Source organism: Amycolatopsis sp. WAC 04169 (genome assembly GCF_003947535.1).
In the GTDB taxonomy this organism is placed as follows: domain Bacteria; phylum Actinomycetota; class Actinomycetes; order Mycobacteriales; family Pseudonocardiaceae; genus Amycolatopsis; species Amycolatopsis keratiniphila.
In genome coordinates, this window is the sequence record NZ_QHJI01000008.1 from 266,417 (window position 1) to 291,361 (window position 24,945).

Below are 24,945 nucleotides of genomic sequence, written 5' to 3' on the forward strand. Positions count from 1 at the left end.
CTCTTGACAGCTCGGAAGACGCCCTGACCTGCTGCCGCGACACTCACCCGGGATACTGACCGCGTGAACCGAATTGCCGGCGAGACCCCGAAGGACGAGGACTGATGGCGGTGGCCGGACAGCGGCGTGACCGTGGGGCGCTGCTCCATCACCTGCCGTTCCTGCTGGTGATGCTGGTGGTGGCCGTCGCCGCCCTGCGGATCGGCCAGTACCACTGGCGGCAGGGCGCCGCGCTGATCGGCGGTGCGTTGCTGCTCGCCGGCCTGCTCCGGGCGGCGCTGCCCGAAGCGAAGGCCGGGTTGCTGGCGATCCGGGGCAAGCCAGTCGACGTGCTGACCTACGGCGCGCTGTCGGTGCTGATCCTGTTCATCGCGTTCACGATCACCGGCGGACCCCTGTCTTAAGAGGCCATCGCTGGCGCCAGGCGTGCTTCGCGGCGGTCCATGCCGCCGGACACCACGGCCAGCGAGAGTCCCAGGACGGCCAGCGACGCGCCGACCCAGTTCGGCGCGACCAGGCCGAAGCCGCCCGCGATCACCAGGCCGCCCAGGTAGGCGCCGATCGAGTTCGCGATGTTGAACGCCGACTGCACGGCCGCGGAGACCAGCGACGGCGTCCCGCCCGCCTTCTCCATGATCCGGGCCTGCATCATCGGGCCGATCATGAACCCGGCGAGGCCGACGAAGAAGATCGTCACCGCCGCGCCGACCTTGCCGTTCGCGGTGAAGGTGAAGATCGCCAGCACCGCGGCCAGGCCGATCAGCGAGACGTAGAGGCTCGGCATCAGCGCCTTGTCGGCGAGCCTGCCGCCGAGGATGTTGCCGATCGTCATGCCGACCCCGGCCAGCGAGAGCAGCAGGGTGACGTTCGAGGGCGAGTAGCCGGTGACGTCGGTCAGCATCGGCGCGATGTACGACAGGCAGGCGAATACGCCGCCGAGGCCGAAGGTGACGATCGCGAGGGCGAGCCACACCTGCGGGCGGCGGAAGGCGCCGAGTTCGCCGCGCAGCGACGGCTCGACCGGTTTGCCCTGGTGGGGGACCAGTTTCGCGATCGCGGCCATGGCGAGCAGGCCGATCACGGCGACGACGCCGAAGGTCGCACGCCAGCCGACCTTCTGGCCGAGCAGCGTGCCCAGCGGCACGCCGACGACGTTGGCCAGGGTCAGGCCCATGAACATCATCGAGACGGCCTTCGCGCGTTCGCCCGGCTTGGCCAGGCTGGACGCGACGACCGCGCCGGCGCCGAAGAACGCGCCGTGCGGCAGGCCGGCGAGGAAGCGGAAGGCGACACCGAACTCCTGGTTCGGCGAGAGCGCGAAGAGGGTGTTGCCGAGCGTGAACAGCCCCATCATCGCCAGCAGCATCGTCTTGCGTGGCAGCCGGACGGCGGCGGCGGTGAGCAGCGGGGCACCGACCACGACGCCGAGGGCGTAGCCGGAGATGAGGTAACCGGCGGACGGGATCGACACGCCGAAGTCGGCGGCGGCTTCGGGCAGCACGCCCATCATGACGAATTCGGTGGTCCCGATGCCGAAGGCACCGATGGCGAGCGCGAGCAGCGCGACGGGCACGGCTCTCCCTTCGAGGGTCGTACGTGAGTAAACGATTACTCGCCCAGCGTCGCGGATGGGGAGCTGAATCGATTTAGGTCTCGGGCACAAAAGAAGACAGCGCGTGCGGCCCCAGCGTCGACGAGCTGTCCTGCGTCCAGTTCAACGGATCGAGGGGGCATTTGTCATCCCGGTTTCGGGTGAGGCTGACCACCCTCAGCGGCGGGCGGCGAGCACTCCCTGGAGCAGGCCGGGGAAGAGCTCGTCGAGATCGTTGCGGCGCAAGGAGTTGTAGCGGGCGGTGCCCTGCTGGCGGCCCATGATGATGCCCGCTTCGCGCAGTGTGCGCAGGTGATGGGTGAGTGTGGACTTGGTCACGGCGACGTCGAAACCGCTGCACGAGATCTCGGTTTCGGAGGCGGCCAGCTGGCGGACCATGTCGAGGCGGACCGGGTCCGCGAGCGCGGCGAGGACCGCCTCGATCCGGATCTCGTCCTGATCGGGATAGACGTACTGCGGGGTCGTCGCGGTCATCCGTCCATAGTACGACGCCCTTCGAACTTGACGCGAGTCCGTAGTACGGTCACCATCGAACTACGACAACCATCGAACAACGACCCCCGGATCGCCTTTCGCGGGCTAACCGCGATCCGGCGCCGACCTGCGTTCAGCGGGCTAAACGCGATCCGCGGGGTCTGGAGCTGGGGACTCATGACTTTCGCACCACCCAGGACCGCGGTCCTGGCGCTCGGCACCTTCGCGGTCGGCACCAGCGGCTACGTCGTCGCCGGGCTGCTGCCGGCGCTGACCGGCGAACTCGCGGTCTCCGAGACCGCCGCCGCCCAGCTGGTCACCGCCTTCGCCATCGCGTACGCGGTCGGCTCGCCGCTGTTCGCCGCGGTCACGGGCCGCTGGGAACGCCGCACGCTCCTGGTCGCCGCGCTCGTCGTCACCGCCGTCGGCAACGCGCTCGCCGCCCTCGCGCCCGGCTACGTGACCCTGCTGCTCGCGCGGGTCGTCACCGCGATCGGCGCGGCGGTCTTCACCCCGGCCGCGAGCGCCGTCGCCGCCGAGCTCACCTCGCCCGAACGCCGGGGCCGCGCGGTCGCGCTCGTCTTCGGCGGGCTCACCGTCGCGACGATCTTGGGCGTCCCGCTCGGCAGTGTCCTTTCGCAGAGCGTCGGCTACCAGGCCGTCTTCGCGCTCGTCGCGGCCTTCTCGCTTCTCGGCGCCTTCGCCGTCCGGCTGGTCTTGCCCGCCGTCCCGGCGCCGCCGCCGGTCCGGCTGGCCGAACGGTTCACCGTCGCCAAGGACCCGCGCGTGCTCGCCATGCTCGGCGCGACCGTGCTCGGCTGCCTCGCCGCGTTCTCCGTCTACACCTTCATCTCGCCGGTCCTGTCGGCCACCGCGGGTATCCACGGCACGACGGTCAGCCTGCTGCTGTTCGTCTACGGCGCGGGCGGCGCGCTCGGCAACGTCCTCGGCGGCCGCGCGACCGACCGCTGGGGCGCCAGGGGACCGCTGCTGATCGTGTTCGGCGGGATCACCGTGGTGCTCGCGCTGCTGCCGCTGGTGGCGACCACCGTCGCGGGCGCGGCCGTCGTCCTCTTCCTCTGGGGCCTGGCCACCTGGTCGGTCAACCCGCCGATCCAGCACCGGCTGATCGAGCTGTCCAAGCAGAACGCCGGGCTCGTGCTCTCGCTCAACGCGTCCGCGATCTACCTCGGCGTCGGCCTCTCCGGCCTGGTCGGGGGAGCGGTGCTCAGCGGCGGCGGGCCGCTCCTGCTGCCCGAGATCGCGGCGGTGCTGACCGCGCTCGGCGCGGCCGTGGTCGTGGCGGGCTGGCGGAGCCGCGTGAAGCAGCCCGCCATGGCCGAGTGACGGTTACTCGGCGCGCGCCTGGACTTCGCAGTCGGGGCCGGGGAAGACCAGCCCTTCGTGTCCGTCCGTGAACCGGACGAGATACGGCGGGGCACCGTGTTCGCCGCGTACCTCGAGGATCTCGCCGCGTTGTTCGGCCGAGCCCACCGTGCGTCCGTGCACGTGGATCTCGTCTCCGACGGTCGCCTGCATGAGAACCACCTCCGACGTTTCAAGGTTAGGAGCGTCGGGGGGATCCCGCTACAGTGTCGGCATGATCCTCGAAAACCTTGGAGGCGCGACGCCTCACGTCCGGTGAGCCCGTCGATCCGGGTTCGCACGCCCTCGGAGTTGCGTGCGGCCAGAAGAAGGAAATCCCATTCCTGCTGGGGTCATCTCGTCGTGGCACCGCTGTGGCCACTGCACGGCGCGAATCTCGGCACCCTGCTGCGGACCTGCGACGCCGTGGGTGCTTGCCTTGCCGTGCCGAGGTTTCCCTGGGTGCCGGAGGCGCTGCGCCGGGGGAACACGTTGCGGCGTCCGGCTTGTGTGCACTGGGTGCACGATCCACCCGGCTGGCTGACCCGGGAGAAGGCGGCGGGCACGGCGATCGTCGGCGTCGAACTCGCCGACGAAGCCGTGCGCCTCGCCGATCTCCCGCCCGCGCGAGGGCGGACGATCGCCGTGCTCGGCCACGAGCAGCAGGGGATTCCGCCGGAAGCGCTCGACCTTCTCGACACCGTCGTCGAAATCCCGATGGTGGGCACCGGGGCGAGTCTCAACGTCGCCGTCGCGGGCAGCCTGGTGTTGTACAAATTGGCGGGCTTGCTCTGACCGTCCTCGATAGGCTGCCCGGATGACCGACGTACTCGACAAGGTGGCCGGGAAGAGCGGCGAATTGGTGCTCCGCAAGGCGGGCGACGATTTCGAGGTCATCGCCAACGGCGTCTTCCTGATGGACACCCGTAACGGTGAATCCGAACGGTTGCTCGTCTCGGTGGCGGCCGATCTGGTGCCGGGCAAGGCGCGGATGCTGATCGGCGGCCTCGGCGTCGGCTATTCGCTGCGCGCCGCGCTGGACCACCCCGGCGTCGGCGAGGTCGTGGTCGTCGAGCGTGAGCCCGCCGTGATCGGCTGGAATCGCGAGGGTCCGCTCAAGGACGTCCACGACGACGCCCTGTCCGACGAACGGGTCACCGTGGTCGAGGCCGATCTGGTGAAGTGGTTGCGCCGGACGGAAGAGCGGTTCGACGCGCTGTGCCTCGACATCGACAACGGTCCTGAGTGGACGGTCACCGACGGCAACGCGAAGTTGTATTCCGACGCCGGGCTCGACCTGCTCACCGCGCGGCTGCGGCCGGGCGGGGTGCTCGCGGTGTGGAGCGCCGAAGCGGTGCCGTCGTTCGCGAAACGGTTGCGGGCGCGGTTCGGCGAGGTGCGGGAGCTGAAGATCCCGGTGCCGCAAGGGGAACCGGACGTGCTGTGGTTCGCCCGGGTGTAGCCGACGCCGCGCGCGTCAACGCCGGCTGGTGTGAGGTGGTGTGCCGGACGGGCACCTTCACCGCCCGCGTCTGGAAGTCGGCGACCCGCACGCCGCCGCTGTACCCCGATGCGGTGACCCTGGCCCCGGACGCGACGGTGTCGGAAGTACTGGACGGGATCGACACGTCGCCGGGCTGCGCGGTGAAGGACAGCTTCGGCTGCCTGGATCTCGCGCGCGAAGGTTTCGAGGTGCTCTTCGAGGCCACGTGGATCACGCGGACGGCCGACGTGCCGCTCGAACCGGGCTGGGCCCGGGTCGGCGACCCGTTCGACGATCCGTCCGTCGCCGTGTGGTCGAACGGCGTCGCCGGGGTGACGGCCAATCGTGACGGCGGCTTCGCCGGACTGTCCAATTTGTACACTCAGGGCGACCTGGACAAGGCCTGGCGCGGCGCGACCTCGGCCGTCGCGGCGAGCTTCCCCGGTTTGCCGATCACGGGCTACGAACGCGGCGAAGACCTCGACGCCGCCCTCCGCAACGGCTACACGGCGCTGGGGCCGCTGCGGGTCTGGCTGAAATGATCGCCGCATGGAGATCACGACCTGGCACCTCGAACAGACTTCGCCGGACGACCTGAGCGCGGCGAAACCGCCTGCCGTCCCGGTGACGGTCACCCGCGCCGAGCTGGTCAGCCCGGAGCTGAACCGCTACCTCTACACCGCCGTCGGCGGCGACTGGTTCTGGATCGACCGGCTCGGCTGGTCGTGGACGCAGTGGATCGAGTGGCTGGACAGGCCGGGCGTCGAGACCTGGGTGGCGTACGCGCAGGGGACGCCGTGCGGCTACTTCGAACTCGACGGCACCGTTGATGGCGAAGTGGAACTCGCGTACTTCGGCCTGATGTCGTCCTTCGTCGGCAAGGGCCTCGGAGGGCATCTGCTGACCGTCGCGCTGCGGGAGGCATGGGCGCTCGCCGAGCGCTGGCCGGGCAAGACGCCGACGCGCCGCGTCACGGTCCACACCTGCACCACCGATGGCCCGGCCGCGCTCAAGAACTACCAGGCACGCGGGTTCCGGCTGTTCCGCACCGAGGTCGAGCAGGCCGAACTGCCCGCCGAGACGCCGGGGCCGTGGCCGGGAGCCGGAAAGAAGTAGCTACTTCGCCGGAGCCTTGGCGGCCGCCTTCGCCGCCTTCTTGAACGCGCGCACCTCGCCGAGGGTCTTCGCGTCGACGACGTCGGCGATCGAACGCCGGGAGCCGCGGTCGCCGTACGTGCCCGCGGCGGCACGCCAGCCCTTGGGCTGCACGCCGAGCTGCTTGCCGAGCAACGCGAGGAAGATCGCGGCCTTCTGGTCGCCGTAGCCGGGCAGTGCCTTGAGCCGCTTGAGGACTTCGGGGCCGTCCGGTTTGGGCCGCCCGGCGGTCCAGATCCCGGCCGCGTCGCCGTCGTAGACCTCGACGACGTGCTGGGCGAGATCCTTCACCCGGCGGGCCATCGAGCCGCCGTAGCGGTGGATCGCGGGCGGGACCACGCACAGTTCGACGAAGGTTTCGGTGTCCATCGCGTGGATCTTCTCGATGTCGAAACCGTCCATCCGGTCCGCGATCTTCTGCGGGCCGCGGAACGCGTGTTCCATCGGGAACTGCTGGTCGAGGAGCATCCCGACGAGCAGCGCGAACGGGTCTTCGGTGAGCAGCCGGTCCGCTTCCTCGTCCCCGACCAGGTGCAATGCGCGCGTCATGCGCCCAGGATCTCACGACCGGCCCGGTGCGCGCGTCCTCATCCGTGTGGGTCGACCAGCAGGTCCGCGGCGGCCGTGGTGACGGCGTCCGACACCGCCGCCAGCGCGGGGGAGTCGAGTTTCCACTGCTGCCAGAACAGCGGTACGTCGATCGGGTGGTCCGGGTCGAGGCAGACGAAGGTGCCGTCGCGCAAGCGGTCGCCGATCTGTGCGAGCGGCACCATGCCCCAGCCCATCCCGGCCGCGACGGCGTCGAAGAACCCCTCGGACGACGGGACGTAGTGCCGCAGCGAGCTCGCGATCGTGCCGCGCTCGCGCGCGAAGCGGTCCTGAAGGTCGTCACGGCGGTCGAAGACGACGACGGGTGCTTCGGCGAGGTCGAGGTCCGTGCCGAGCTCAGGGCTCACGACGGCCAGGTAGCGCATGTGTCCGAGCCGGTGCACCGAGCACCCCGCGACCGGATCGGGTGACGACGTCACGGCGGCCATCACCAGGCCCTCCCGCAGCAGGGTCGTGGTGTGGTCCTGATCCTCACGATGCAGCTCGAAGCAGATCTTCTGTTCGGGCGGCACCCGCGTGAGCGCGGGCAGGAACCAGGTCGCCAGCGAATCCGCGTTGACCGCGATCGGCAGCCGGACCGGTTCGTCGCCGGCGGTCAGGCCGAGTTCGGCCCGGGTGTCGGCCTCCAGCAGGGCCATCTGACGGCCGAACCGCACCACCGCCTGCCCGGATTCGGTCAGCCGCACCGGTTTCGTGCGGATCAGCAGGACGAGGCCGGTGCGCTGTTCGAGCGCCTTGACGCGCTGGCTGATCGCCGACGGCGTCACGTGCAGCGCCGACGCCGCCGCGTCGAACGTGCCTTCGTCGGCGACCACCAGCAGCGTGCGGACCAGGTGGAGCGGCAGATCTGTCATCACGAACGCTAATCTTACGTAAGAATCTTTAGCTGTACTGTTGACGATCGGCTTCCTAGCCTGGTCCATATGGGAGACGTTCTGCTCAGCGCGGGCGCCGGATTCGGCGCCACCATGGCCCTAATCGTCGCGATCGGCGCGCAGAACGCGTTCGTGCTGCGCCAGGGCATCCGCCGCGAGGCGGTCCTCGTGGTGGTGCTGATCTGCATCTTCTCGGACGCCATCCTCGTCAGCCTCGGCGTCGGCGGGGTCGGCGCGCTGGTGGGGACGTCACCCGAAGCGCTGACCGTCGTCGCCCTGATCGGCGGCGCCTTCCTGCTTTGCTACGGCGCTCTCGCGGCCCGTCGCGCGTTCAAACCGGCCGCGCTGGAGACCGGCGGTCCGGAGACCGGCGGATCGCTGCGCCGCATCGTGCTGACCACGCTGGCGATCACGTGGCTGAACCCGCATGTCTACCTCGACACCCTCCTCCTGCTCGGCGCGATCGCGGCCGGGCACGGTAGCGACCGATGGGCGTTCGGCGTCGGTGCCGTGTCGGCCAGCGTGCTCTGGTTCCTCGCGCTCGGTTTCGGTGCGCGGCTGCTCAGCGGGTTCTTCCGCAAGCCGTCGTCGTGGCGGGTGCTGGACGGCCTGGTCGCCGCGACGATGATCGGCCTCGGCGTGGCGCTGGTGGCCGGCGCCTGATCACGGCAGGCGGGCCAGCTCTTCGGCGGTGAGCAAGAGATCGGCCGCGGCCGCCGAATCGCGGATCGTGGCGGGCCTGGTCGAGCCGGGGATCGCGATCATCGACGGCGATTTCGCGAGCAGCCAGGCCAGGCACACCCGCTGGGGGCTGACGCCGCGTTCCTCCGCCACGGCACGGAATTTCGCGCCGATCCCGCGGAGCGGACCCCACGGCAGATACGCGAGCCCGAGTTCGGTGCACAGCGCCAGCTCCGGTTCATGCGCCAGCTGCGCGGGCGCGTGCTCGTTCTGCACCGAAACCAGTGTCCCGCCGAGGATCTCCTGTGCTTCGAGGATCTGCGCCCGGGACACGTTGGAGATCCCGGCGAGCCGGATCTTGCCTTCGTCGGCCAGCTCCTTGATCGCGCCGACGGACTCCGCCCACGGCACGTTCTCGTCGGGCTTGTGCAGCTGGTAGAGCCCGATCGCGTCGACGCCGAGCCGCTTCAGCGAACCCTCGCAGGCGTTCTTGAGGTGCGCGGGAGTCCCGGTGACGGTCCACGAGCCGTCACCGGGACGGCCGCGCCCGCCCTTCGTCGCGACGAGTACCGCGTCCGATCCACTGTGGACGGACAGCGCGGCGGCGATCAGCTCCTCGTTGTGGCCGATCTCGTCCGCGTGCCAGTGGTAGGAGTCGGCCGTGTCGATCAGCGTGACCCCGGCGTCGAGCGCGGCGTGGATCGTGGCGATCGCGCGATCCCGACCCGGACGGCCCTCGATCGACAGCGGCATCGCGCCAAGGCCGATCGCGCTCACTTCGACGTCTCCGATGCTGCGGTAACGCATGGGTGTCAAGCCTTTCTGAGTTCTTCGACGGCTTCGCCGAGCCAGTCGGTGGTGGTGGAGAAGGAGAAGCCGAGGCCGGCCGCGCGCGAGGTGTCCAAGACGGCGTAGCGGTCGAAGGAGAACGGCGAGGCCTCGTGCTCGACGACTCGAAAACGGGGCTCCGTGCTGATCGCGGCGGCGAGATCGAGCACCGACAGTTCGCCGTGCGAGCCGGCGTTGACCGGACCGGTGAAGTCCGCGAGCGTGGCCCAGGTCAGGAAGTCCGCGATCTCACGCGCGTGGATGAACGTCGAGGGGCGTGGATCCGCGTGGATGTCCACCGCGTCGCCGGCGTCCAGCCGTTCGACGTAATGCCGCAGCCGTCCGGTGAAGTCTTCGCCGCCGAGCACGTGCGCGACGCGTACCGAGACGAACGGCGTGTCTCCCGCGGCGAAGGCCGCTTCGGCCTGTCGCTTGCCTTCGCCGTACTCGTACTCGGGAAGTTCGAGGTCGACGTTCGCCGGGGCGACCAGCGATTCGGCCATCGGGGTCTCCGTCCGCACCTGGTCGTAGACCTCGATCGTGGACGTCATCACGTAGCGGTCCGTACGCAGGACGCGGCGCGCGATCTCCGCCTGGACCGGCGTGTAGCAGACCTGGTCGAGGACGACGTCGAACGAACGAGAACCCAGAGCGGCCTTGAGCCCGGCTTCGTCGTCGCGGTCGGCGATCAGATGCGCGACGCCGGACGGCGCGGGCGTGGAGCCGCGGTTGAGGACGGTGACGTCCGTCCCGGCGTCGCGCAGCCGCTCGACCACCCCTCGGCCGAAGTACCGGCTTCCGCCGAGAACGAGCACTTTCTTCATGGGTACCAGTGTTACGGTGGTGATCCGGGTGCTTGAAGGGGAAAACATGGGTGAAATGGCGGAATCACTGAAAGATTCTCGGCCGAATCGAGGATCTGCTGAAAGCTCACTGGACGTGATCGACCGGCGACTACTCGAACTCCTCCAGGAGGAAGGCCGCATCACCCTGAGCGAACTCGGGCGCCGTGTCTCGCTGAGCCCCGCCGCCGTCGGCGAACGCGTCAAACGCCTCGAAGCCGACGGCACGATCACCGGCTACGCGGCCCTCGTTTCGCCGTCCGGAATCGGCCTCGGGCTGCGGGCGTTCGTGCGGATGGCGCCGCACAGCGGGTTCACCGTCCGGCATCCGCGCACCCGGAAGATCATGGACCGCCCCGAAATCCTCGAGCTGCACCATGTGGTGGGCGAGGACTGCTGGATCCTGAAGATCGCCGTGCGCGACACGGGCCACCTGGAAGAGCTGCTGGAGGACCTGTCCGCGCTCGGCTCCACGACGACGTCGATCGTCATGTCCAGCCCGATCGAAAGGCGAGTGCTGCTGCCCTTGTGATCCATCACAAGGCATGGCGCGTAAGTCTGGTCTTTCTCCTGGTTCCGCCCGTCGGTTTGTGACGCAGGATGACTCGCATCACATACTGACGAGTAACCGGAGGCAGGGATGCGGGCTCGGATCCTCACCACGCTTGTCGCGGCCTTGACGTTCACGATCGCCGTCCCGGCGGTGGCGAGCGCGGCGCCGTCGAGCGGTTGGAACGACTGGTCGTGCGAGCCGAGCGCGAGCCATCCCGAACCCGTCGTGCTGGTGCACGGCCTCGGCGGCAACGCGACGACCAACTGGTTCCACCACGCGCCGAAGCTCAAGGACGCCGGCTACTGCGTCTACTCGCTGACCTACGGCTCCACCGTCCTGGGTGGACAGTTGTTCGGCGGCCTCGCCTCCATGCGGAAGAGCGCGGTCGAACTCGGCGCGTTCGTCGACCGCGTGCGCGCGAGCACCGGAGCGGACAAGGTCGACATCGTCGGGCATTCCGAGGGGACGACGATGCCCGCGTACTACCTCAAATTCGAGGGAGGCGCGGAGAAGGTGAAGCATTTCGTCGGCTTCGGTTCGAACTTCAAGGGCACGTCGCTCAACGGCTTCTCCGAGCTGGCGAAGGCCGTGCTTTCGCTGCCCGGCATCGACCTGCTCGCCGACGGCGTGTGCGGGGCCTGCCGGGAATACCTGGCGCCATCGGCGTTCCTCGACGACCTCGCCCGCGGCGGGGTGAGCGTGCCCGGGCCGACGTACACGAGCATCGTGAGCCGGCACGATCGAGTGGTCACGCCGTACACCAGCGGAGTGCTCGGGGAGCCGGGCACGACCGACATCGTGTTGCAGGACCGTTGTGGCGTGGACGTTTCCGGGCACCTCAGCCAGGCGATCGACCCGAACGTGACGAGCCTGATCCTCAAGGCGCTCGACCCGGAGAACGCGCCCGCGCCGAAGTGCGTGCCGTTCTTCGCGCCGCTGTAGACCTCAGGGCCTGGTCGCGTGCACCACGAACACCGACCGGACCCGATCCTCGGATTCGACGTCGAGCCGCTTCACCGTCACCTCGGTGAAGCCGGCTTCGGCGGCCAGCTCCGCCGCGTCGTCCTCGGTTTCCGGCAGCTTCAGGTCGGCGGGGACGATCGCGGCGAACGCCTCCGACGGCCGGAACGCCGACGCGATCGGCAGGCTGAACCCGACCCGTCCGCCGGGGCGCAGCGCGCGCAGCCAGTCGCGCAGGGCGGCCGCGCCGAGGAAATGCAGCGAAGACGCGCACAGCACGGCGTCCGCGCCCTCGTCCTCCACCGGCGACGGGACCGCGGAAGCGACCTGCCAGGTGATGCGCTTGCCGGGATCGTGGGTCGCCGCCTTCGCCTCGGCCTGGGCGATCATGCCCGGCGAGATGTCGATCGCCAGCACTTCGCCCGGCTCCAGGCGCAGCGCGGCGAACGCGGCCACCCCGGTCCCGGTCGCGACGTCGAGAACACGTTCGGGGGCCGTGCGGCCGAGACCGTCGACGAGCGCGTCGGCGACCAAGCCGTGGAAGGTGTCTTCGTCGTAGTGCGCGGCGATGCCGTCGAACAGGCCGGCCGCGATCTCCTCGCTCACGACCGCGACCCTGTCCGGGAGGCGGCGGCGCCCGGCGAAACCCAGGTCGGCGCGGTGATACCAGGACAGCTCCGGGTCGCCTTCGAGCCAGCACAGCAGGACGTCGACGCCGTCGAGCTCGGCGGGGAAGTCGATCAGGAGCGGGGCGAACCCCTTCAGCTCGGCACCCGTCCGCTGGACGGTGGTCATCAGGTCGTCCAGCCGGGCCTGCGCGGCCTTCCATTCCGGCATCCCGCCGAGCGAGGTCTCCCGGCCGCCGGGGCGCAGGGAAGCGGCGAGCTCGGCCGCGTCGGCGCGGAGACGGACGAGCTCGTCGAGCACCGGGCGTAGCCGGGCGAGCTCGGCGCGGGCTTCGGGAACGGTGAACAGACCCATACGCCGATGGTCCCAGCCCGCTCAGCGGCGCCTCCGGGCGAGTCTCGACGCGAGACCCGCGCCGATCAGGAGGAAGCCGGTCGCGAGCAGGCCGCCGATGAACAGCCAGCTCGTGACGCCGTAGGTGACGTCGTTCTGCGGCAACAGTTTCACCAGCCGGAAGCCCCACTCCGGGACGGCGATGGCGGCCACGCCGGGGGCGACGCCCCAGACGAGACCGCCGAGGATCGGACCGGTCGCCGAGAGCGCGCCGAGCAGCCCGACGGCCAGCAGGAGGATCCCGCCGCCCACGAGCAGGCCGATGCTGAAGACGTCACGCTGGGTGCTGAGTGTCGCCTGGACGAGCATCTGCTGCCGCAGCCCGCCCCACGACAGCAGGCCGAGGGCGACCGGCGTCAGGATCAGGCCGCCCGCGCCGCTGAGGACGCGCCGCACACCTCGGCCGGCGCGCGGGTCTTCGGCGCCCAGGTCGTCGTCGAAAGGCTCGTACGGTTCGTACGACTCGACGTCCTCGTACGGCCTCCGTGGGTCTCGCGGGTTTTCGGGCTGCTCGTACTCGCCGTACTCCTGGTAGTCCTCGTCGTCGTACTCCGCGACGTACCGGTGCGATGACATGGGCGGGTCACCTCCCTGACCCGGACTACGGACACCGACGCCCTTCGGTTCACTTTGATCTCCGCGGAGCGCGGTTAGCCCGCTAAACGCGATTTGAACGACGCCGCGCGAGGGTGCCCACCAGGCCTGCCCCGATCAACAGGAAACCGCTCCCGACCAGCGCGCCCATCACCAGCCAGGTCACCAGGCCGACACCGAGGCCGCTGCCGCCGATGTCGTAGATGACGCTCATGACGTCGCGCGGGCTCAGGAGGAACCCCACGCCCGGCAGCACACCCCACACCAGCCCGCCCAGCACCGGCCCGAGCCCGGACAACGCCCCGAGGAACGCGACACCGAGCAGGAGCAGACCGCCCAGGAACAGGAGAACGATGCCGAGCGGGTCCTCGATGACGGACAGGGAGCGCGAGAAACCCCGCTGGAGCAGCGTGCCGCCGTAGATGGTCACGCCGAGCGCGACCGGCGTGAGCAGGAAACCGCCCAGCCCGCTGATCACCCGGGGCACCGCGCGGCCGCTTTGCCTAGGCTGGAGGTAAGGCTCCGGTGTCGCCGGCTGCCCGTGCGGTGGCACGGCGTAGGGGTCGGTGGTCATGAGGTCCGCCTTTCCGGTGGCCGACGTGCCGTTTGTCGGGTTCGGTTCGATGATGACGCGGTCGCCGCCGTTCCCGTGACGGCCGGATGGCCGTCGTGCGACCGGGTGACGTCGGACACATCCGCCTCGTGGAGACTTGATACCGACCACTACTGGAACCATCCAGGACCGTTAAGCAGTACGCTTGTACCGCTACCGGAGAGACTGAAGAAGAAACGCGAAGATCCGCGGAAGGAGCACCGCTGCTCATGGCCAAGATCAAGGTCCAGGGCACCGTCGTCGAGCTCGACGGTGATGAGATGACCCGCATCATTTGGCAGTTCATCAAGGACAGGCTGATCCACCCGTACCTGGACGTGAACCTGGAGTACTACGACCTGGGCATCGAGGAGCGGGACCGCACCGACGACCAGATCACCGTCGACTCCGCCAACGCGATCAAGAAGCACGGCGTCGGCGTCAAGTGCGCCACCATCACCCCGGACGAGGCGCGCGTCGAAGAGTTCGGCCTGAAGAAGATGTGGCTGTCGCCCAACGGGACGATCCGCAACATCCTCGGCGGCGTGATCTTCCGCGAGCCGATCGTCATCCAGAACATCCCGCGCCTGGTACCGGGCTGGACCAAGCCGATCATCATCGGCCGTCACGCGCACGGTGACCAGTACAAGGCGACCAACTTCAAGGTCCCCGGCCCGGGCACGCTGACCATGACCTACACCCCGGCCGACGGTTCCGAGCCGATGGAGTTCCAGGTCGCGCAGTACCCCGAGGGCGGCGGCGTCGCCATGGGCATGTTCAACTTCCGCAAGTCCATCGAGGACTTCGCGCGTGCCTCGCTGCAGTACGGCCTCGACCGCGAGTACCCGGTCTACATGTCGACCAAGAACACCATCCTGAAGGCCTACGACGGCATGTTCAAGGACGTGTTCGAGGAGATCTACCAGGCCGAGTTCAAGGCCGACTTCGACGCCAAGGGCATCACCTACGAGCACCGCCTGATCGACGACATGGTCGCCGCGGCGATGAAGTGGGAGGGCGGCTACGTCTGGGCCTGCAAGAACTACGACGGTGACGTGCAGTCCGACACGGTCGCGCAGGGCTTCGGCTCGCTGGGCCTGATGACCTCGGTGCTGCGCACCCCGGACGGCAAGACCGTCGAGGCCGAGGCCGCGCACGGCACGGTGACCCGGCACTACCGCCAGCACCAGCAGGGCAAGCCGACCTCGACGAACCCGATCGCGTCCATCTTCGCGTGGACCCGTGGCCTCGAGCACCGCGGCAAGCTGGACTCGAACCCGGAGCTGATCGGCTTCGCGAACAAGCTGGAGCAGGTCGTCATCGAGACCGTCGAGAGCGGCAAGATGACCAAGGACCTCGCGCTGCTCATCAGCAAGGACCAGGCGTTCCAGACCACCGAGGAGTTCCTCGCGACGCTGGACGCCAACCTGGCCAAGAAGATCGCCCAGGGCTGAGTCGCGTAAGCGCTTGAAGGCCCCCTTCCTCCGCGGAAGGGGGCCTTTTCGCGTTGTGACGGTGGGTAGCCCGTGTCCTGCCGGGGTTGGCGCCTCCGGGTGGTTGGCGTTCCGGGATCTGGGCGGCCGCCCCGGCTTCTGCCACTCTGGACCGGACGGAAAACGATTCCCTTGTTCGAGGAGTGACCATCATGGCCATCTCGAAACCGGTCCTGTTCATCGGCGGCGGACTGGCGCTGATCGTCGTCGTCGCCATCTCGGGACAGGACAGGGAGTCGAGCGCGTCGAGCCCGACCGGTTGCCAGGTCGTGGTGACCGCGGACGTGCTCAACGCGCGCGACGCCCCCGGCGGGCAGAAGATCGTCGGCAAGTACGTCAAGGACGCGAAGATCGACGCGCAGCCTGTGGTCGAGAACGGCTTCCGCAAGATCGCCGAGGGCAAATGGGTTTCGGCCGAGTTCGCGCCCCCGGTCGAAGGGTCGAAATGTGGCCCGTGACCTGCCGGATCGCGTTTAGCCCGCTAACTGCGACGTGTGCCCTGACCTGCGGGATCGCGTTTAGCCCGCTAAACGCAGGTGGGTGCCTTCCGCGGCCGCCAGGACCTCGCCGCTGAACTCCTCCCGCGCTTCGGCCACCGAGATCCCGCGGTCGGAGCCGGGCCAGAAATGGGTGAGCAGCAGCCGCCGGGCGCCGCCGCGCTCGGCCCAGTACCCGGCCTCGCCCGCCGTCGACACCAGGCGTGGCGTCTCGTCGGGGGAGGGCCCCTGAAGCGTGGCGTCGGCGATGAGCAGGTCGGCGTCGCGCGCCAGCTCCGCGATGATCGGGCTCGGCCCGCTGTCTCCGGTGTAGGCGACGGTGAGCCCGGGCGCGGTCAGCCGGATCCCGTGGTTCGGCACGTGGTGCGGCAGCAGGAAGGTCGTCATCCGGAACGGCCCGACCTCGCGCGGCGGGCCGAGTTCGAACACGTCGAAGATCGTCGCCGGATGCGGGCGCGGCTCCATCGCTTCGAGCCGTCGCACCGTGCCCGGCGTGCAGTGCAGCGGGATCCTCGGCTCGTCCGGCAGCCCGTAGGCGCGGGCCCGGCCCAGCGCGCTCACGTCGGCGCAGTGATCGGGATGCTCGTGCGTCACCACCACCGCGTCGACCCGGCCTTCGGGGCAGTGCTCGAACAGCCGTGACGCGGCGCCGTAGCCGAGGTCGAGCACCAGCTTGAAGCCTTCGTGGACCAGGAGGAAGCCGGCGCAGGCCCGGCCGGGTTCGGGCCAGGCGCCGCAGCTGCCCAGCACGGTCAGCTCGCTCATGCGCGCAGTCTCCCAGTGCCGATTCTGTCGGACCCCCCGGGTAGCGTGCGAAGGGTGCTGACCGTCTCCACTGTGAATGTCAACGGCCTCCGTGCCGCCGCGAAAAAGGGCTTCGTCGAGTGGCTGGGCTCGACGAAGGCGGACGTCGTCGCCTGCCAGGAGGTCCGGGCCGAGCTCAAGGAGCTCCCGGCCGGTGCCGCCGCGCCCGAAGGCTGGCACGTGGTGCACGCGCCGTCCGTGCAGAAGGGGCGCAACGGCGTCATGCTGTTCAGCCGGGCGGAGCCGGAAGAGGTCCGCATCGGTTTCGGCGAGCCCGAATTCGAGGACAGCGGCCGCTACGCCGAGATCCACCTGCCGAACGTCGTGGTCGCGAGCCTGTACCTGCCCAGCGGCGACGTCGGGACACCGCGCCAGGACGAGAAGGAGCGCTTCATGGCGGCGTTCCTGCCTTACCTCGTCGATCTGCGCGCCAAGGCCGAGGCCGGTGGCCGCGAGGTCGTCGTCGTGGGCGACTGGAACATCGCCTACGACAAGATCGACCTGAAGAACTGGCGCGGGAACCAGAAGAGCTCGGGCTTCCTGCCGGAGGAGCGGGAGTGGCTCGGCCGCGTGTTCAGCGAGGCCGGTTATGTCGACGTGCAACGCAAGCTCGATCCGGAAGGCCCCGGCCCGTACACGTGGTGGTCGTACCGGGGGAAGGCGTTCGACAACGACACGGGCTGGCGCATCGACTGCCAGATCGCCACCCCCGGCCTGGCCGAGCGGTGCACCTCCGTCGTGGTCGAGCGCGCCGAGACCTACGACCAGCGCTGGTCCGACCACGCGCCGGTGACGGCGACGTACGGGATCTGAGCGCTCGGCCCCGGTGATCCCGGAGGTCGTGACCTCCGGGATCCGGTCGGGCACAACCGTGCGGTCATGCACGAGTCGATCGAACTCAAGAAGCGTGAGATCGAGGAGCTTTGCCGCTCACACCCAGTACGCCGCCTCGATCTGTTCGGCTCGGCTGTGAGTGACGGATTCGACGTGCGGTCCAGCGATGTCGATGTGCTCGTCGAGTTCGACGCGGGACCCGGCTTCGACTACTTCGGGACCTACTTCGATCTGAAGGAAGGTCTTGAGCGGGTGCTGGGTCGCCCGGTCGACCTCGTCAGCGTGACCAGTATTCGCAACCCGTTCTTCAAGCAGCAAGTGTTGGAGAGCCGGGAGCTTCTCTATGCGGCGTGATGCTCACCGTTGGGATGTCTCGAGGGCACCATGCTGCGCTTGGTGGTCGAGCGTCAGTTCGAGATCATCGGCGAGGCGCTGAATCAGCTTTCCGAATTGGACAGCGGACTTGCGGTGAAGGTACCGGTTCCCTGGCTTGATCGACGTTCTCCGGCGGCTGCAGGATGCCTAGATCCGACAACGCGCCGTACTCCGGATAACCTGCGCGCAGGAGATCCGGGGGTTTGCGATGGAGACGAACGAAGCCAGGCGTATCGAGGCGACCAACGCCGAGCGCTACGCGATGTCCGGCCAGTACGGGTGGGAGTTCAGCCCGGACGCGCCGAACCTGCTGGAGCGCTGGACGGTCCTGCCGTTCAACCAGCGCGGCGACAAGCGGATGGCGTTCGGCGCGCTGAGCGGCGCGTACAACGGGCTTCGGTTCAGCGTCTTCGACTACCACCGCCGCCCGACGGTCACGAGCGTGCACACGCGGTGGACCAACAAGAAGGTCAACGAGCTCGACACGATCTCGATCGACACGGTCTGGGTCGTCACCCTGCCCGCGCCGATGCCGAACTTCCAGATCGTGTCGAGCATCGAGTCCGCCTGGGACGTCGAGCAGTACCCGGAGCCCGCCACCGCGGACCGGAAGTTCAATCGCTGGTACAAGCTGATCGACACCGACCCGAACGTCGCGGTCGCCGTGCTGACGCCGCAGGTCGCCGCCACCATGCGGTCGTCGAAGCTGCACACCTGGTCGCTGGTCGGCGCGGAACTGGTCTACGTCGAGAATCCGACCTTCGGCCGGACCAAGCCGGACGAAGTGCTCTCCACGCTCGGCAGGCTCGCGCAGCTGGTGTCGCTGCTGCCGTTCCATCTCGCCGGCGGGCAGCCCGCCGCGCCACCTCCGCCGCAGCCCCACTATCCGCAACAGCAGTACCCGCCGCAGTATCCGCCCCCGCCGCACTACGGTCAGCCGCCGTATCCGCCGCAACATCCGGGATACCCGCCGCAGCAGTACCCACCACAGCATTATCCCCCGCAGCAGTACCCGCCCCAGCAGTATCCGCCGCCGGGATACCCGCCGCGCGGTTACTGACGCGACTTCGCGCTCTCCGTCCACACTGGACTCTCGACGAAGTGGTTGTCGAACTTTTCCTGGCTGTCCAAGAGATCCTGGACGGTCGCCGCGCCGTGCCCGACCTTCTCCAGTAGCCGGAAGTAGTCGAACCGTTCCACGCCGGGGACGAACACGATCAGGACGTCCGCCGGCGAGTCCGCGGCCGCCCGGAAGGCGTGTGCGGTCAGTGGCGGCACGACGAGCATGTCGCCTTCGGCAACGGTCACGATCTCTTCTCCCACAAGGACTTCCAGCTTCCCGCCGAGCATGAAGAACATCTCGGACGAGCCGGTGTGGTAGTGCGGCGCGGCGCCGTCGGCGCCGACGCCCAGCTGTGTTCTCGCGCTGCTCATGACTCCGCCTGTGGTGGAGACGTCGGCGAGCAGCGTGACGAGCGTGGGGGCCGCGCCGACGGTCTCGGCTTCGGCGGCGCGGACGAGGACGGGTTCACGGGTTTCGATGCGCTGGGTCATGACGACGATAGTTCCATCGCTGATAGTTCGCTGTCAAACTATCTTCCGTCGAATAGACTGCGTCCGTGAGTGAACAACGAAGCGCGGACGCGATCGACGCCGTCGTCGACGCCTGGCACCGCGAGCGGCCGGAACTGGACTTGACCGCGATCGGGGTCGCAGGCCGTCTCGGCCGCGTGACGATGCTGAGTGCGTCGGTGATCGAGGCCGTCTTCGCGAAGCACGGCTTGAAGCAAGGGGAGTTCGACGTGCTCGCCGCGCTCAGGCGGTCCGGGAAGCCGTACACGCTGATCCCCTCCGAACTCTCCGCGACCCTGATGATGTCCAGGGCCGGGATGACCAGCCGGATCGACCGGCTCGAGTCGGCCGGGCTGGTCGAGCGGGCGCTCGATCCCGAGGACCGGCGCAGCTTCCGTGTCACGTTGACCGAGCGCGGGTTCGAGGTCGTCGACGCCGCGATGACCGAGCACACGGCGAACGTCGCGAAGCTGCTCTCGCCACTGGGTGAGGACCTAGGCGTCCTCGATGCGTCGCTGCGTCGGCTGCTGACATCCCTCGACGAAAGCTGAAGGGGCCCTCCGCCGCGTCACGTGCGGCGAAAGGCCCCTTCAGTTCCCTGGATGGATCAGCAGTACAGGTTGCCGCCGGGGGTGACGCCGAGGATGCCGGTGAACTGCTGGTACTTGTCCACGCGGCTCTGCACCTGGGCGGGGTTGCCGCCGTTGCACTCGATGCTCCCGTTGATGCTGCGGATCGTCTCGCCGAAGCCGCGGCTGTTGACCATCGCGTTGTGCGGTGTCATCGTGCCGGGACCGTTCTGGGTCATCCAGTACCAGATGCCGGTCTTCCAGGCGACCGCCGCGTCGTTCTGCACCAGCCACGGGTTGGTCAGCAGTGGCAGGCCCAGCGCGTCTCCGGCGGCCTTGTAGTTGAAGTTCCAGCTGAGCTGGATCGGGCCGCGGCCGTAGTACGCGGCGTTGCCGGCGGGGCAGCCGTAGGACTGGCTCGTGTCGCAGTAGTGCGGGTAGTTCGCCTGGTTCTGCTCGACGATGTGGACCAGTCCGCCGGTCTCGTGGCTGACGTTCGCCAGGAAGGCCGCCGCTTCCTGCTTCTTCACGGTGTCGCTGCCCGTGCCCGCGAAGGCCGGGTACGCGCTGAGCGCGGTGACCAGGCCGTTGTAGGTGTAGAAGGGGTTCCGGCTCGGGAACATCTGGTTGAACTGCGCCTCGCTGACCACGAAGCCGGACGGGTTCGGCGGGTTGGTCGTCCCGCCGCCGCAGGCGCCCTGATCGGCCCAGACCTGCGCCGTACCTGGGGTTTCGTTCTGCGTCCACCACTTCGCGGACCAGTTGTGCCCGTTGTAGGAGGCGGTGTTGCCGCCCCAGTAGACCGAACTCGCGTTCCACGGCGCCACGCAGTCCGCGGCGGAGGCGGACTGCGTCGGGACGACCACGGCGACCGTGGTGGCGGCGAAGGTGGCGGCGACCGCCGCGAGAATACGTCGAAGAGACATCGGTGGCTCCTTCGTACGAGGGGACCATGCAGGGAGATATTGGTCTATACCTTTTAAGGGGTATGGCCAACAGGTATAGACCATTGCGCACAAGAAACCAACCGGCGAAAGCCGGATCGTGCCTGTTCGGCCGCGTGTGACAGTCGAATGGCCTAACCCTTGTCCGGTTTTGTCGGAAACCGATTGCCCGCGCGACAACTCTGAGGAGAGGGGTGCTCGAAACATCCCCCCTGTGAGGGGCTAGTCTCGGGCCCCGAGTTGATCAGAACTCACAGGTCTTGACACGCTCGGTAGTTTTTTGACCAGCAACCTGGAAATGCTCACTCGTTCGAGTTAGCGTTCCGGTTCGGCAAAGTCACGTCACGGGAGGCACTCCGGTGCGGAACCCAGTTCATCTCCTGATGCGATCGTCCGTGCCCGCGGCCCGGGCCGCGACGGTCGTCGCGATCCCGGTCGCGCTGCTCGTCGTGGGCGCGGTCCCGGCGTCGGCCGCGGAGTCGGCGTCACGTTCGGAGATGGCGTTCGGTCTGCTGGGCCCGGTCGGCCTGATCGCCGTCGCGCTCGGCATCGTCGGCATGGCCTTCGGGGTGTTCCGTCAGCGCCGGAAGGCCCGCGCGGCCGCCGTCGTCCCCGCTCCCGTCGCCCCGGCCCAGCCCGCCGCGCCGCACGTCGCCGCGATGGCCGAGGCCGTGCTGGCCGACGACGCCCTCGCCCACCAGCAGCGGCCCTGACCTGCGCCTTCCCGGCTCGGATCGCGTTTAGCCCGCTAAAGGCGACGCGCCCCCGGGATCGCGATTAGGGGGCTAAACGCAGGTCGGTGCCCTGGGCCCGCCAGATCGCGTTTAGCCCGCTAAAGGCGACGCGGCGGATTTCTTGGGTAGGTACACCTAGTCCGGCCCGGATTGTTTCGCCGCCCGCTGATCGCCACTCTCGGGTCCATGACGGTGACGCGGCGTCGCAGCCGGCCCGGTGACCCCTTCCCCCGCGCCCTGGACCGGGCGATCACGGAAAGCGGCCTCGGGCTCGATCGGATCCGGCACCGGCTCGCCCAGCAGGGCGTCCGGATCAGTGTCGCGACCTTGAGCTACTGGCGGACAGGAAGAAGCCGCCCCGAGCGGTGCGACTCGCTGAAGGCGGTCGCGCTGCTGGAGCGGCTCTTCGAACTGCCGCACGGTTCCTTGCTGAACCGGCTGGGCCCGCGTCGCCCCCGGGGACGGTGGGGCGACGCGGGACCGGGATCAGACGCCGGAGTTGGTGCGGATCCAGCTGCGGAAGTAGGGGACGTCCACGTAGATCGACGGCCCGGTCGCGCAGGTGCTGCTGTTGTTCCCCGCGCGGCTGGTCGCGCCGACGAGCTGCCAGACACCGTTGACCTGCTTGACCTGCGGGCCGCCCGAGTCGCCGTAGCAGGCACCCGAGTTACCGTTGGGGTTGTTGGTGCAGATCTCGCTGGCGCCGTTGATGCCGAGGCAGCGGCTGTCGGCGACGATCGAGGTGTTCAGCTCCTGGAGGTTGATCGGGGCGCCACAACCACCGCGGGTGGGGCAGGTCTGGCCCCAGCCGATGATCCGCGTCGCGGTGCCGACGGCCCCGGACGAAGCGGCGATCGTGACCGGCGCCTGCGACACCGCCGTCGAGAGACGCAGCAGCGCCAGGTCGGCGCTCGGGTGGGCGATGCGCTGCGCCACGCGGGCGACGGTGCCGCCGCTGGTGCGGTTCGTGGTGCCGACGCGCACCTGGTACGGCGTGCCACAGTGCGCCGCGGTGACGACCCAGGTCGAGCTGATCAGTGAGCCACCACACTGGTGGCCGCCGGAGCTCGACTGCTGGGACACCATGAACGAATAGACCTGGGTCGCGTTGCCGCCGCCGACGATGTTCGGCTGGACGCCCCCGGTGGGCTCTGCCGCGGCCGCGACGCCGGAAAGCGAGAAGACGGCCGCAGCCGCCATGGCCAAGCCCATCAGTAGGGATCGTGCCTTCATCTGGGTTCTCCTTCGGTGTGGCCGGAAGATCCGGTGCCATGAACGCTAGGAATCGGGCACCGTGCTCAGAACCGTCGGAAGTATGTGGCGTTTAACCGTTTAGCCCGTTCGGCCGGGCCGACCTCGGATGACCCGCCCCGGCGTGGCCTGACAGAATCCGGACGTGTCCGACGAACAGAAGCGCCCGCGCGTGCTCTCCGGGATCCAGCCGACCGCCGACTCGTTCCACCTGGGCAACTACCTGGGTGCGCTGCGGCAGTGGGTGCGGCTGCAGGACACCCACGACACCTTCTACATGGTCGTCGACCTGCACGCGATCACCGTCGAGCAGGATCCGAAGGTGCTGCTGGACCGCACCCGCCGCTCGGCCGCGCAGCTGCTCGCGCTCGGCGTCGACCCGGCCCGCAGCGCGCTGTTCGTCCAGAGCCACGTGCCCGAGCACGCCCAGCTCGGCTGGGTGCTGGAGTGCCAGACCGGGTTCGGCGAAGCGAGCCGGATGACGCAGTTCAAGGACAAGGCCGCGAAGCAGGGCACGGATCGCGCCAGTGTCGGCCTGTTCACGTACCCGGTCCTGCAGGCCGCGGACATCCTGCTGTACCAGGCGAACGAGGTCCCCGTCGGCGAGGACCAGCGCCAGCACCTGGAGCTGACGCGCAACCTCGCGCAGCGGTTCAACAACCGCTACGGCAAGACGTTCACCGTGCCGGAGCCGCATATCGTCAAGGACACGGCGAAGATCTACGACCTGCAGGACCCGACCGCGAAGATGAGCAAGTCCTCGTCGACCGGCAACGGCCTCATCGAGCTGCTCGAAGACCCGAAGAAGTCGGCGAAGAAGGTGCGCTCGGCGGTCACGGACACCGGCCGCGAGATCGTCTTCGACGCCGAGAACAAGCCGGGCGTCTCGAACCTGCTGACGATCCTCTCCGCGCTGACCGACCAGCCGGTCGCCGAACTCGAGAACTCGTACGAGGGCAAGGGTTACGGCGACCTGAAGAAGGGCGTCGGGGAGGCGTTCGTCGAGTGGGTCACGCCGGTGCAGGAGCGTGTCCGGTCGTACCTGGACGACGTCGCCGAGCTGGACAAGGCCTTGGCGCTCGGTGCGCAACGGGCCAGGGAAGTCGCTTCGGTGACGTTGCGGAACGTCTACGAGAACATCGGGTTCCTTCCCCCGGCGGGCTGATTCGCGCTGCGATGTCGTCGCCGTGTGGTTAGCGTTTGACGGTGGCGAATGATGACGGCGCGAAGCCGGAACAGGACAAGCTGTTACCGCGCCTGAGGCGGAAGTACGGCTGGCTCGATCACCTCATCCGGGCCAATGACGCCTTCACCGAGCGCTACGGCAACCATTACGCCGCCGCCATCACGTACTTCAGCGTGCTTTCGGTGATCCCGATCCTGATGGTCGCCTTCGCGATCCTCAAGATCGTGCTCGCCGGCGACCAGGTGGTGACGAACCAGCTCGTCGACGGCATCAAGAAGTCGGTCCCGGAAGGCCTGAGCGATCTCGTCGGCAGCATCATCAAGGCGGCGCTCGACTCCGGCGGCGGCATCGGGGTGTTCGGTCTGCTGCTGGCGCTGTACTCGGGCGTAGGCTGGATGACCAACCTGCGTGACGCGCTGACCGCCCAGTGGGGCCAGGAAAAGCAGCAGTTGCCGTTGGTGTCGACGACGATCAAGGACCTGCTGTCCCTTGTGGGGCTCGGTCTCGCGCTGGTGATCTCGTTCGGCCTCACCGCGGCGGGCAGCGGGGTCGGGCGGTTCCTGCTCGAACTGGTCGGCCTGGAGAACCAGGGCTGGGCCGTGTTCCTGTTGAAGGTCGCGACGATCCTGCTCGGCCTGCTCGCGAACACCCTGGTCTTCCTGTGGGTCATCGCGAGGCTGCCTCGTGAGCACGTCGCGCTGCGCAGCGCGGTCAAGGGCGCGATCTTCGCCGCGGTCGGGTTCATCGTGCTCCAGCAGGCCGCGACCCTTTACCTCGGCAGCGTCACGAAATCACCGGCGTTCACGTTGTTCGGTCCGGTGATCGGTCTGCTCGTGTTCGCGAACCTGGTGTCGCGCTTCCTGCTGTTCGTCACCGCGTGGACGGCGACGGCGAAGGAGAACCAGCAGACGGTCGTCGAGCCGCCCGCCCCGGTGCTGATCCACCCGAGGGTGACCGTTCAGCAGGGGCCGGGGCTCGGCGCCGTCGGTGGTGCCTTCGCGACCGGCGCCCTGCTGGGCTGGCTCGGCCGCCGCAAGTCCTGA

The 24,945-nt window shown here is 68.8% G+C and carries 32 protein-coding genes; 18 read left to right on the top strand and 14 right to left on the bottom strand.

All coding sequences use genetic code 11. The features are described 5' to 3' along the window. Positions 1 to 104: 104 nt before the first annotated feature. A complete protein-coding gene (locus DMC61_RS23520; protein WP_007032100.1) occupies positions 105 to 404 on the top strand; it encodes a DUF3017 domain-containing protein in 300 nt (99 codons plus the stop codon). On the opposite strand, the gene DMC61_RS23525 is transcribed toward DMC61_RS23520, so the two are convergent. Continuing rightward, entirely contained in the window at positions 401 to 1,573 is a 1,173-nt protein-coding gene (locus tag DMC61_RS23525; RefSeq protein WP_016331220.1) for an MFS transporter, read from the bottom strand. The genes DMC61_RS23520 and DMC61_RS23525 overlap by 4 nt on opposite strands. Positions 1,574 to 1,768: 195 nt before the next feature. Beyond that, positions 1,769 to 2,086, bottom strand: coding sequence for a helix-turn-helix transcriptional regulator (locus DMC61_RS23530; protein WP_125691271.1), 318 nt, complete (start codon positions 2,084 to 2,086; stop codon positions 1,769 to 1,771). Between the two features lie 177 nt (positions 2,087 to 2,263). Here DMC61_RS23530 and DMC61_RS23535 point away from each other — a divergent pair, with 177 nt between their 5' ends. Further along, positions 2,264 to 3,433 carry an MFS transporter gene (locus DMC61_RS23535; protein ID WP_125691273.1) on the top strand — a complete coding sequence of 390 codons (1,170 nt, stop codon included), beginning with the start codon at positions 2,264 to 2,266 and terminating at the stop codon, positions 3,431 to 3,433. Between the two features lie 3 nt (positions 3,434 to 3,436). Here the strand turns inward: DMC61_RS23535 and DMC61_RS23540 are convergent, their stop codons facing one another. Further along, the gene (locus DMC61_RS23540) at positions 3,437 to 3,625 is read right to left on the bottom strand and encodes a DUF1918 domain-containing protein (protein ID WP_072028875.1); all 189 of its coding nucleotides are present in this window, start codon (positions 3,623 to 3,625) and stop codon (positions 3,437 to 3,439) included. A gap of 189 nt (positions 3,626 to 3,814) precedes the next feature. Here DMC61_RS23540 and DMC61_RS23545 point away from each other — a divergent pair, with 189 nt between their 5' ends. From DMC61_RS23545 to DMC61_RS23560, 4 genes are read left to right on the top strand one after another with little or no spacing between them, the layout of a single operon-like run. Next, a complete protein-coding gene (locus tag DMC61_RS23545) occupies positions 3,815 to 4,246 on the top strand; it encodes a TrmH family RNA methyltransferase (RefSeq protein ID WP_016331224.1) in 432 nt (143 codons plus the stop codon). A 22-nt stretch (positions 4,247 to 4,268) separates the two neighbouring features. Further along, complete coding sequence (locus DMC61_RS23550; protein ID WP_125691275.1) at positions 4,269 to 4,913, top strand: spermidine synthase; 645 nt, start codon at positions 4,269 to 4,271, stop codon at positions 4,911 to 4,913. Then, entirely contained in the window at positions 4,895 to 5,476 is a 582-nt protein-coding gene (locus DMC61_RS23555) for a hypothetical protein (protein ID WP_125691277.1), read from the top strand. The genes DMC61_RS23550 and DMC61_RS23555 overlap by 19 nt, the downstream gene beginning before the upstream one ends. A 7-nt stretch (positions 5,477 to 5,483) precedes the next feature. Further along, positions 5,484 to 6,050, top strand: coding sequence for a GNAT family N-acetyltransferase (locus DMC61_RS23560; protein WP_125691279.1), 567 nt, complete (start codon positions 5,484 to 5,486; stop codon positions 6,048 to 6,050). On the opposite strand, the gene DMC61_RS23565 is transcribed toward DMC61_RS23560, so the two are convergent. Together DMC61_RS23565 and DMC61_RS23570 are read right to left on the bottom strand one after the other, a co-directional pair. Beyond that, positions 6,051 to 6,638 carry an HhH-GPD-type base excision DNA repair protein gene (locus tag DMC61_RS23565; protein ID WP_125691281.1) on the bottom strand — a complete coding sequence of 196 codons (588 nt, stop codon included), beginning with the start codon at positions 6,636 to 6,638 and terminating at the stop codon, positions 6,051 to 6,053. Positions 6,639 to 6,676: 38 nt separating this feature from the next. Next, positions 6,677 to 7,555 (bottom strand): LysR family transcriptional regulator ArgP, encoded by an 879-nt coding sequence (locus DMC61_RS23570; protein ID WP_125691283.1) that lies wholly within the window; start codon positions 7,553 to 7,555, stop codon positions 6,677 to 6,679. Positions 7,556 to 7,621: 66 nt separating this feature from the next. Between DMC61_RS23570 and DMC61_RS23575 the strand changes: the two genes are divergently transcribed. Next, on the top strand, positions 7,622 to 8,236 hold the full coding sequence (locus DMC61_RS23575; RefSeq protein WP_016331230.1) for a LysE/ArgO family amino acid transporter: 615 nt from the start codon (positions 7,622 to 7,624) through the stop codon (positions 8,234 to 8,236). Here DMC61_RS23575 and DMC61_RS23580 read toward each other — a convergent pair whose 3' ends face one another. Together DMC61_RS23580 and DMC61_RS23585 are read right to left on the bottom strand one after the other, a co-directional pair. Beyond that, a complete protein-coding gene (locus tag DMC61_RS23580) occupies positions 8,237 to 9,061 on the bottom strand; it encodes an aldo/keto reductase (protein ID WP_125691284.1) in 825 nt (274 codons plus the stop codon). 5 nt (positions 9,062 to 9,066) lie between these two features. Next, on the bottom strand, positions 9,067 to 9,906 hold the full coding sequence (locus DMC61_RS23585) for an NAD-dependent epimerase/dehydratase family protein (RefSeq protein ID WP_125691286.1): 840 nt from the start codon (positions 9,904 to 9,906) through the stop codon (positions 9,067 to 9,069). A gap of 115 nt (positions 9,907 to 10,021) precedes the next feature. On the opposite strand from DMC61_RS23585, the gene DMC61_RS23590 reads away from it, so the two are divergent. Together DMC61_RS23590 and DMC61_RS23595 are read left to right on the top strand one after the other, a co-directional pair. Then, positions 10,022 to 10,456, top strand: coding sequence for an Lrp/AsnC family transcriptional regulator (locus tag DMC61_RS23590; RefSeq protein ID WP_197684709.1), 435 nt, complete (start codon positions 10,022 to 10,024; stop codon positions 10,454 to 10,456). Between the two features lie 108 nt (positions 10,457 to 10,564). Next, a complete protein-coding gene (locus DMC61_RS23595; RefSeq protein WP_016331234.1) occupies positions 10,565 to 11,419 on the top strand; it encodes a triacylglycerol lipase in 855 nt (284 codons plus the stop codon). A gap of 3 nt (positions 11,420 to 11,422) precedes the next feature. Here the strand turns inward: DMC61_RS23595 and DMC61_RS23600 are convergent, their stop codons facing one another. The 3 genes from DMC61_RS23600 to DMC61_RS23610 form a co-directional block, all read right to left on the bottom strand. Continuing rightward, a complete protein-coding gene (locus tag DMC61_RS23600) occupies positions 11,423 to 12,418 on the bottom strand; it encodes a DUF2203 family protein (RefSeq protein ID WP_125691290.1) in 996 nt (331 codons plus the stop codon). A gap of 21 nt (positions 12,419 to 12,439) precedes the next feature. Continuing rightward, a complete protein-coding gene (locus tag DMC61_RS23605) occupies positions 12,440 to 13,033 on the bottom strand; it encodes a hypothetical protein (protein ID WP_125691292.1) in 594 nt (197 codons plus the stop codon). A gap of 82 nt (positions 13,034 to 13,115) precedes the next feature. Further along, a complete protein-coding gene (locus DMC61_RS23610; protein WP_233594924.1) occupies positions 13,116 to 13,625 on the bottom strand; it encodes a hypothetical protein in 510 nt (169 codons plus the stop codon). Between the two features lie 248 nt (positions 13,626 to 13,873). On the opposite strand from DMC61_RS23610, the gene DMC61_RS23615 reads away from it, so the two are divergent. Both DMC61_RS23615 and DMC61_RS23620 read left to right on the top strand, forming a co-directional pair. Beyond that, entirely contained in the window at positions 13,874 to 15,097 is a 1,224-nt protein-coding gene (locus DMC61_RS23615; RefSeq protein WP_016331238.1) for an NADP-dependent isocitrate dehydrogenase, read from the top strand. 191 nt (positions 15,098 to 15,288) lie between these two features. Then, on the top strand, positions 15,289 to 15,594 hold the full coding sequence (locus DMC61_RS23620; RefSeq protein ID WP_083650038.1) for a hypothetical protein: 306 nt from the start codon (positions 15,289 to 15,291) through the stop codon (positions 15,592 to 15,594). Positions 15,595 to 15,654: 60 nt separating this feature from the next. On the opposite strand, the gene DMC61_RS23625 is transcribed toward DMC61_RS23620, so the two are convergent. Next, on the bottom strand, positions 15,655 to 16,398 hold the full coding sequence (locus DMC61_RS23625; protein WP_125691294.1) for an MBL fold metallo-hydrolase: 744 nt from the start codon (positions 16,396 to 16,398) through the stop codon (positions 15,655 to 15,657). 45 nt (positions 16,399 to 16,443) lie between these two features. Between DMC61_RS23625 and DMC61_RS23630 the strand changes: the two genes are divergently transcribed. The 3 genes from DMC61_RS23630 to DMC61_RS23640 all read left to right on the top strand — a co-directional run bounded on the left by DMC61_RS23630 (position 16,444) and on the right by DMC61_RS23640 (position 18,706). Beyond that, positions 16,444 to 17,250 (top strand): exodeoxyribonuclease III, encoded by an 807-nt coding sequence (locus tag DMC61_RS23630; protein ID WP_037332458.1) that lies wholly within the window; start codon positions 16,444 to 16,446, stop codon positions 17,248 to 17,250. Positions 17,251 to 17,316: 66 nt separating this feature from the next. Further along, entirely contained in the window at positions 17,317 to 17,625 is a 309-nt protein-coding gene (locus DMC61_RS23635; protein ID WP_125691296.1) for a nucleotidyltransferase family protein, read from the top strand. 229 nt (positions 17,626 to 17,854) lie between these two features. Further along, positions 17,855 to 18,706, top strand: coding sequence for a hypothetical protein (locus tag DMC61_RS23640; RefSeq protein ID WP_125691298.1), 852 nt, complete (start codon positions 17,855 to 17,857; stop codon positions 18,704 to 18,706). On the opposite strand, the gene DMC61_RS23645 is transcribed toward DMC61_RS23640, so the two are convergent. Beyond that, positions 18,700 to 19,200 carry a cupin domain-containing protein gene (locus DMC61_RS23645; RefSeq protein ID WP_125691300.1) on the bottom strand — a complete coding sequence of 167 codons (501 nt, stop codon included), beginning with the start codon at positions 19,198 to 19,200 and terminating at the stop codon, positions 18,700 to 18,702. The two genes, DMC61_RS23640 and DMC61_RS23645, sit on opposite strands and share 7 nt — an antisense overlap. 65 nt (positions 19,201 to 19,265) lie before the next feature. Here DMC61_RS23645 and DMC61_RS23650 point away from each other — a divergent pair, with 65 nt between their 5' ends. Continuing rightward, positions 19,266 to 19,769: a MarR family winged helix-turn-helix transcriptional regulator gene (locus tag DMC61_RS23650; protein WP_125691301.1), complete on the top strand. Its 504-nt coding sequence runs from the start codon at positions 19,266 to 19,268 to the stop codon at positions 19,767 to 19,769. A 56-nt stretch (positions 19,770 to 19,825) separates the two neighbouring features. Here DMC61_RS23650 and DMC61_RS23655 read toward each other — a convergent pair whose 3' ends face one another. Further along, positions 19,826 to 20,713 (bottom strand): glycoside hydrolase family 19 protein, encoded by an 888-nt coding sequence (locus DMC61_RS23655; RefSeq protein WP_125691303.1) that lies wholly within the window; start codon positions 20,711 to 20,713, stop codon positions 19,826 to 19,828. A 401-nt stretch (positions 20,714 to 21,114) separates the two neighbouring features. On the opposite strand from DMC61_RS23655, the gene DMC61_RS23660 reads away from it, so the two are divergent. Further along, positions 21,115 to 21,444 (top strand): hypothetical protein, encoded by a 330-nt coding sequence (locus DMC61_RS23660; RefSeq protein WP_125691305.1) that lies wholly within the window; start codon positions 21,115 to 21,117, stop codon positions 21,442 to 21,444. A 507-nt stretch (positions 21,445 to 21,951) separates the two neighbouring features. Here the strand turns inward: DMC61_RS23660 and DMC61_RS23670 are convergent. Beyond that, positions 21,952 to 22,698: a trypsin-like serine protease gene (locus DMC61_RS23670; RefSeq protein WP_125691307.1), complete on the bottom strand. Its 747-nt coding sequence runs from the start codon at positions 22,696 to 22,698 to the stop codon at positions 21,952 to 21,954. Between the two features lie 163 nt (positions 22,699 to 22,861). Here DMC61_RS23670 and trpS point away from each other — a divergent pair, with 163 nt between their 5' ends. Both trpS and DMC61_RS23680 read left to right on the top strand, forming a co-directional pair. Then, positions 22,862 to 23,881 (top strand): tryptophan--tRNA ligase, encoded by a 1,020-nt coding sequence (trpS, locus tag DMC61_RS23675; RefSeq protein ID WP_016331249.1) that lies wholly within the window; start codon positions 22,862 to 22,864, stop codon positions 23,879 to 23,881. A gap of 35 nt (positions 23,882 to 23,916) precedes the next feature. Continuing rightward, positions 23,917 to 24,945, top strand: a complete 1,029-nt coding sequence (locus DMC61_RS23680) for a YhjD/YihY/BrkB family envelope integrity protein (RefSeq protein WP_125691309.1) — start codon at positions 23,917 to 23,919, stop codon at positions 24,943 to 24,945.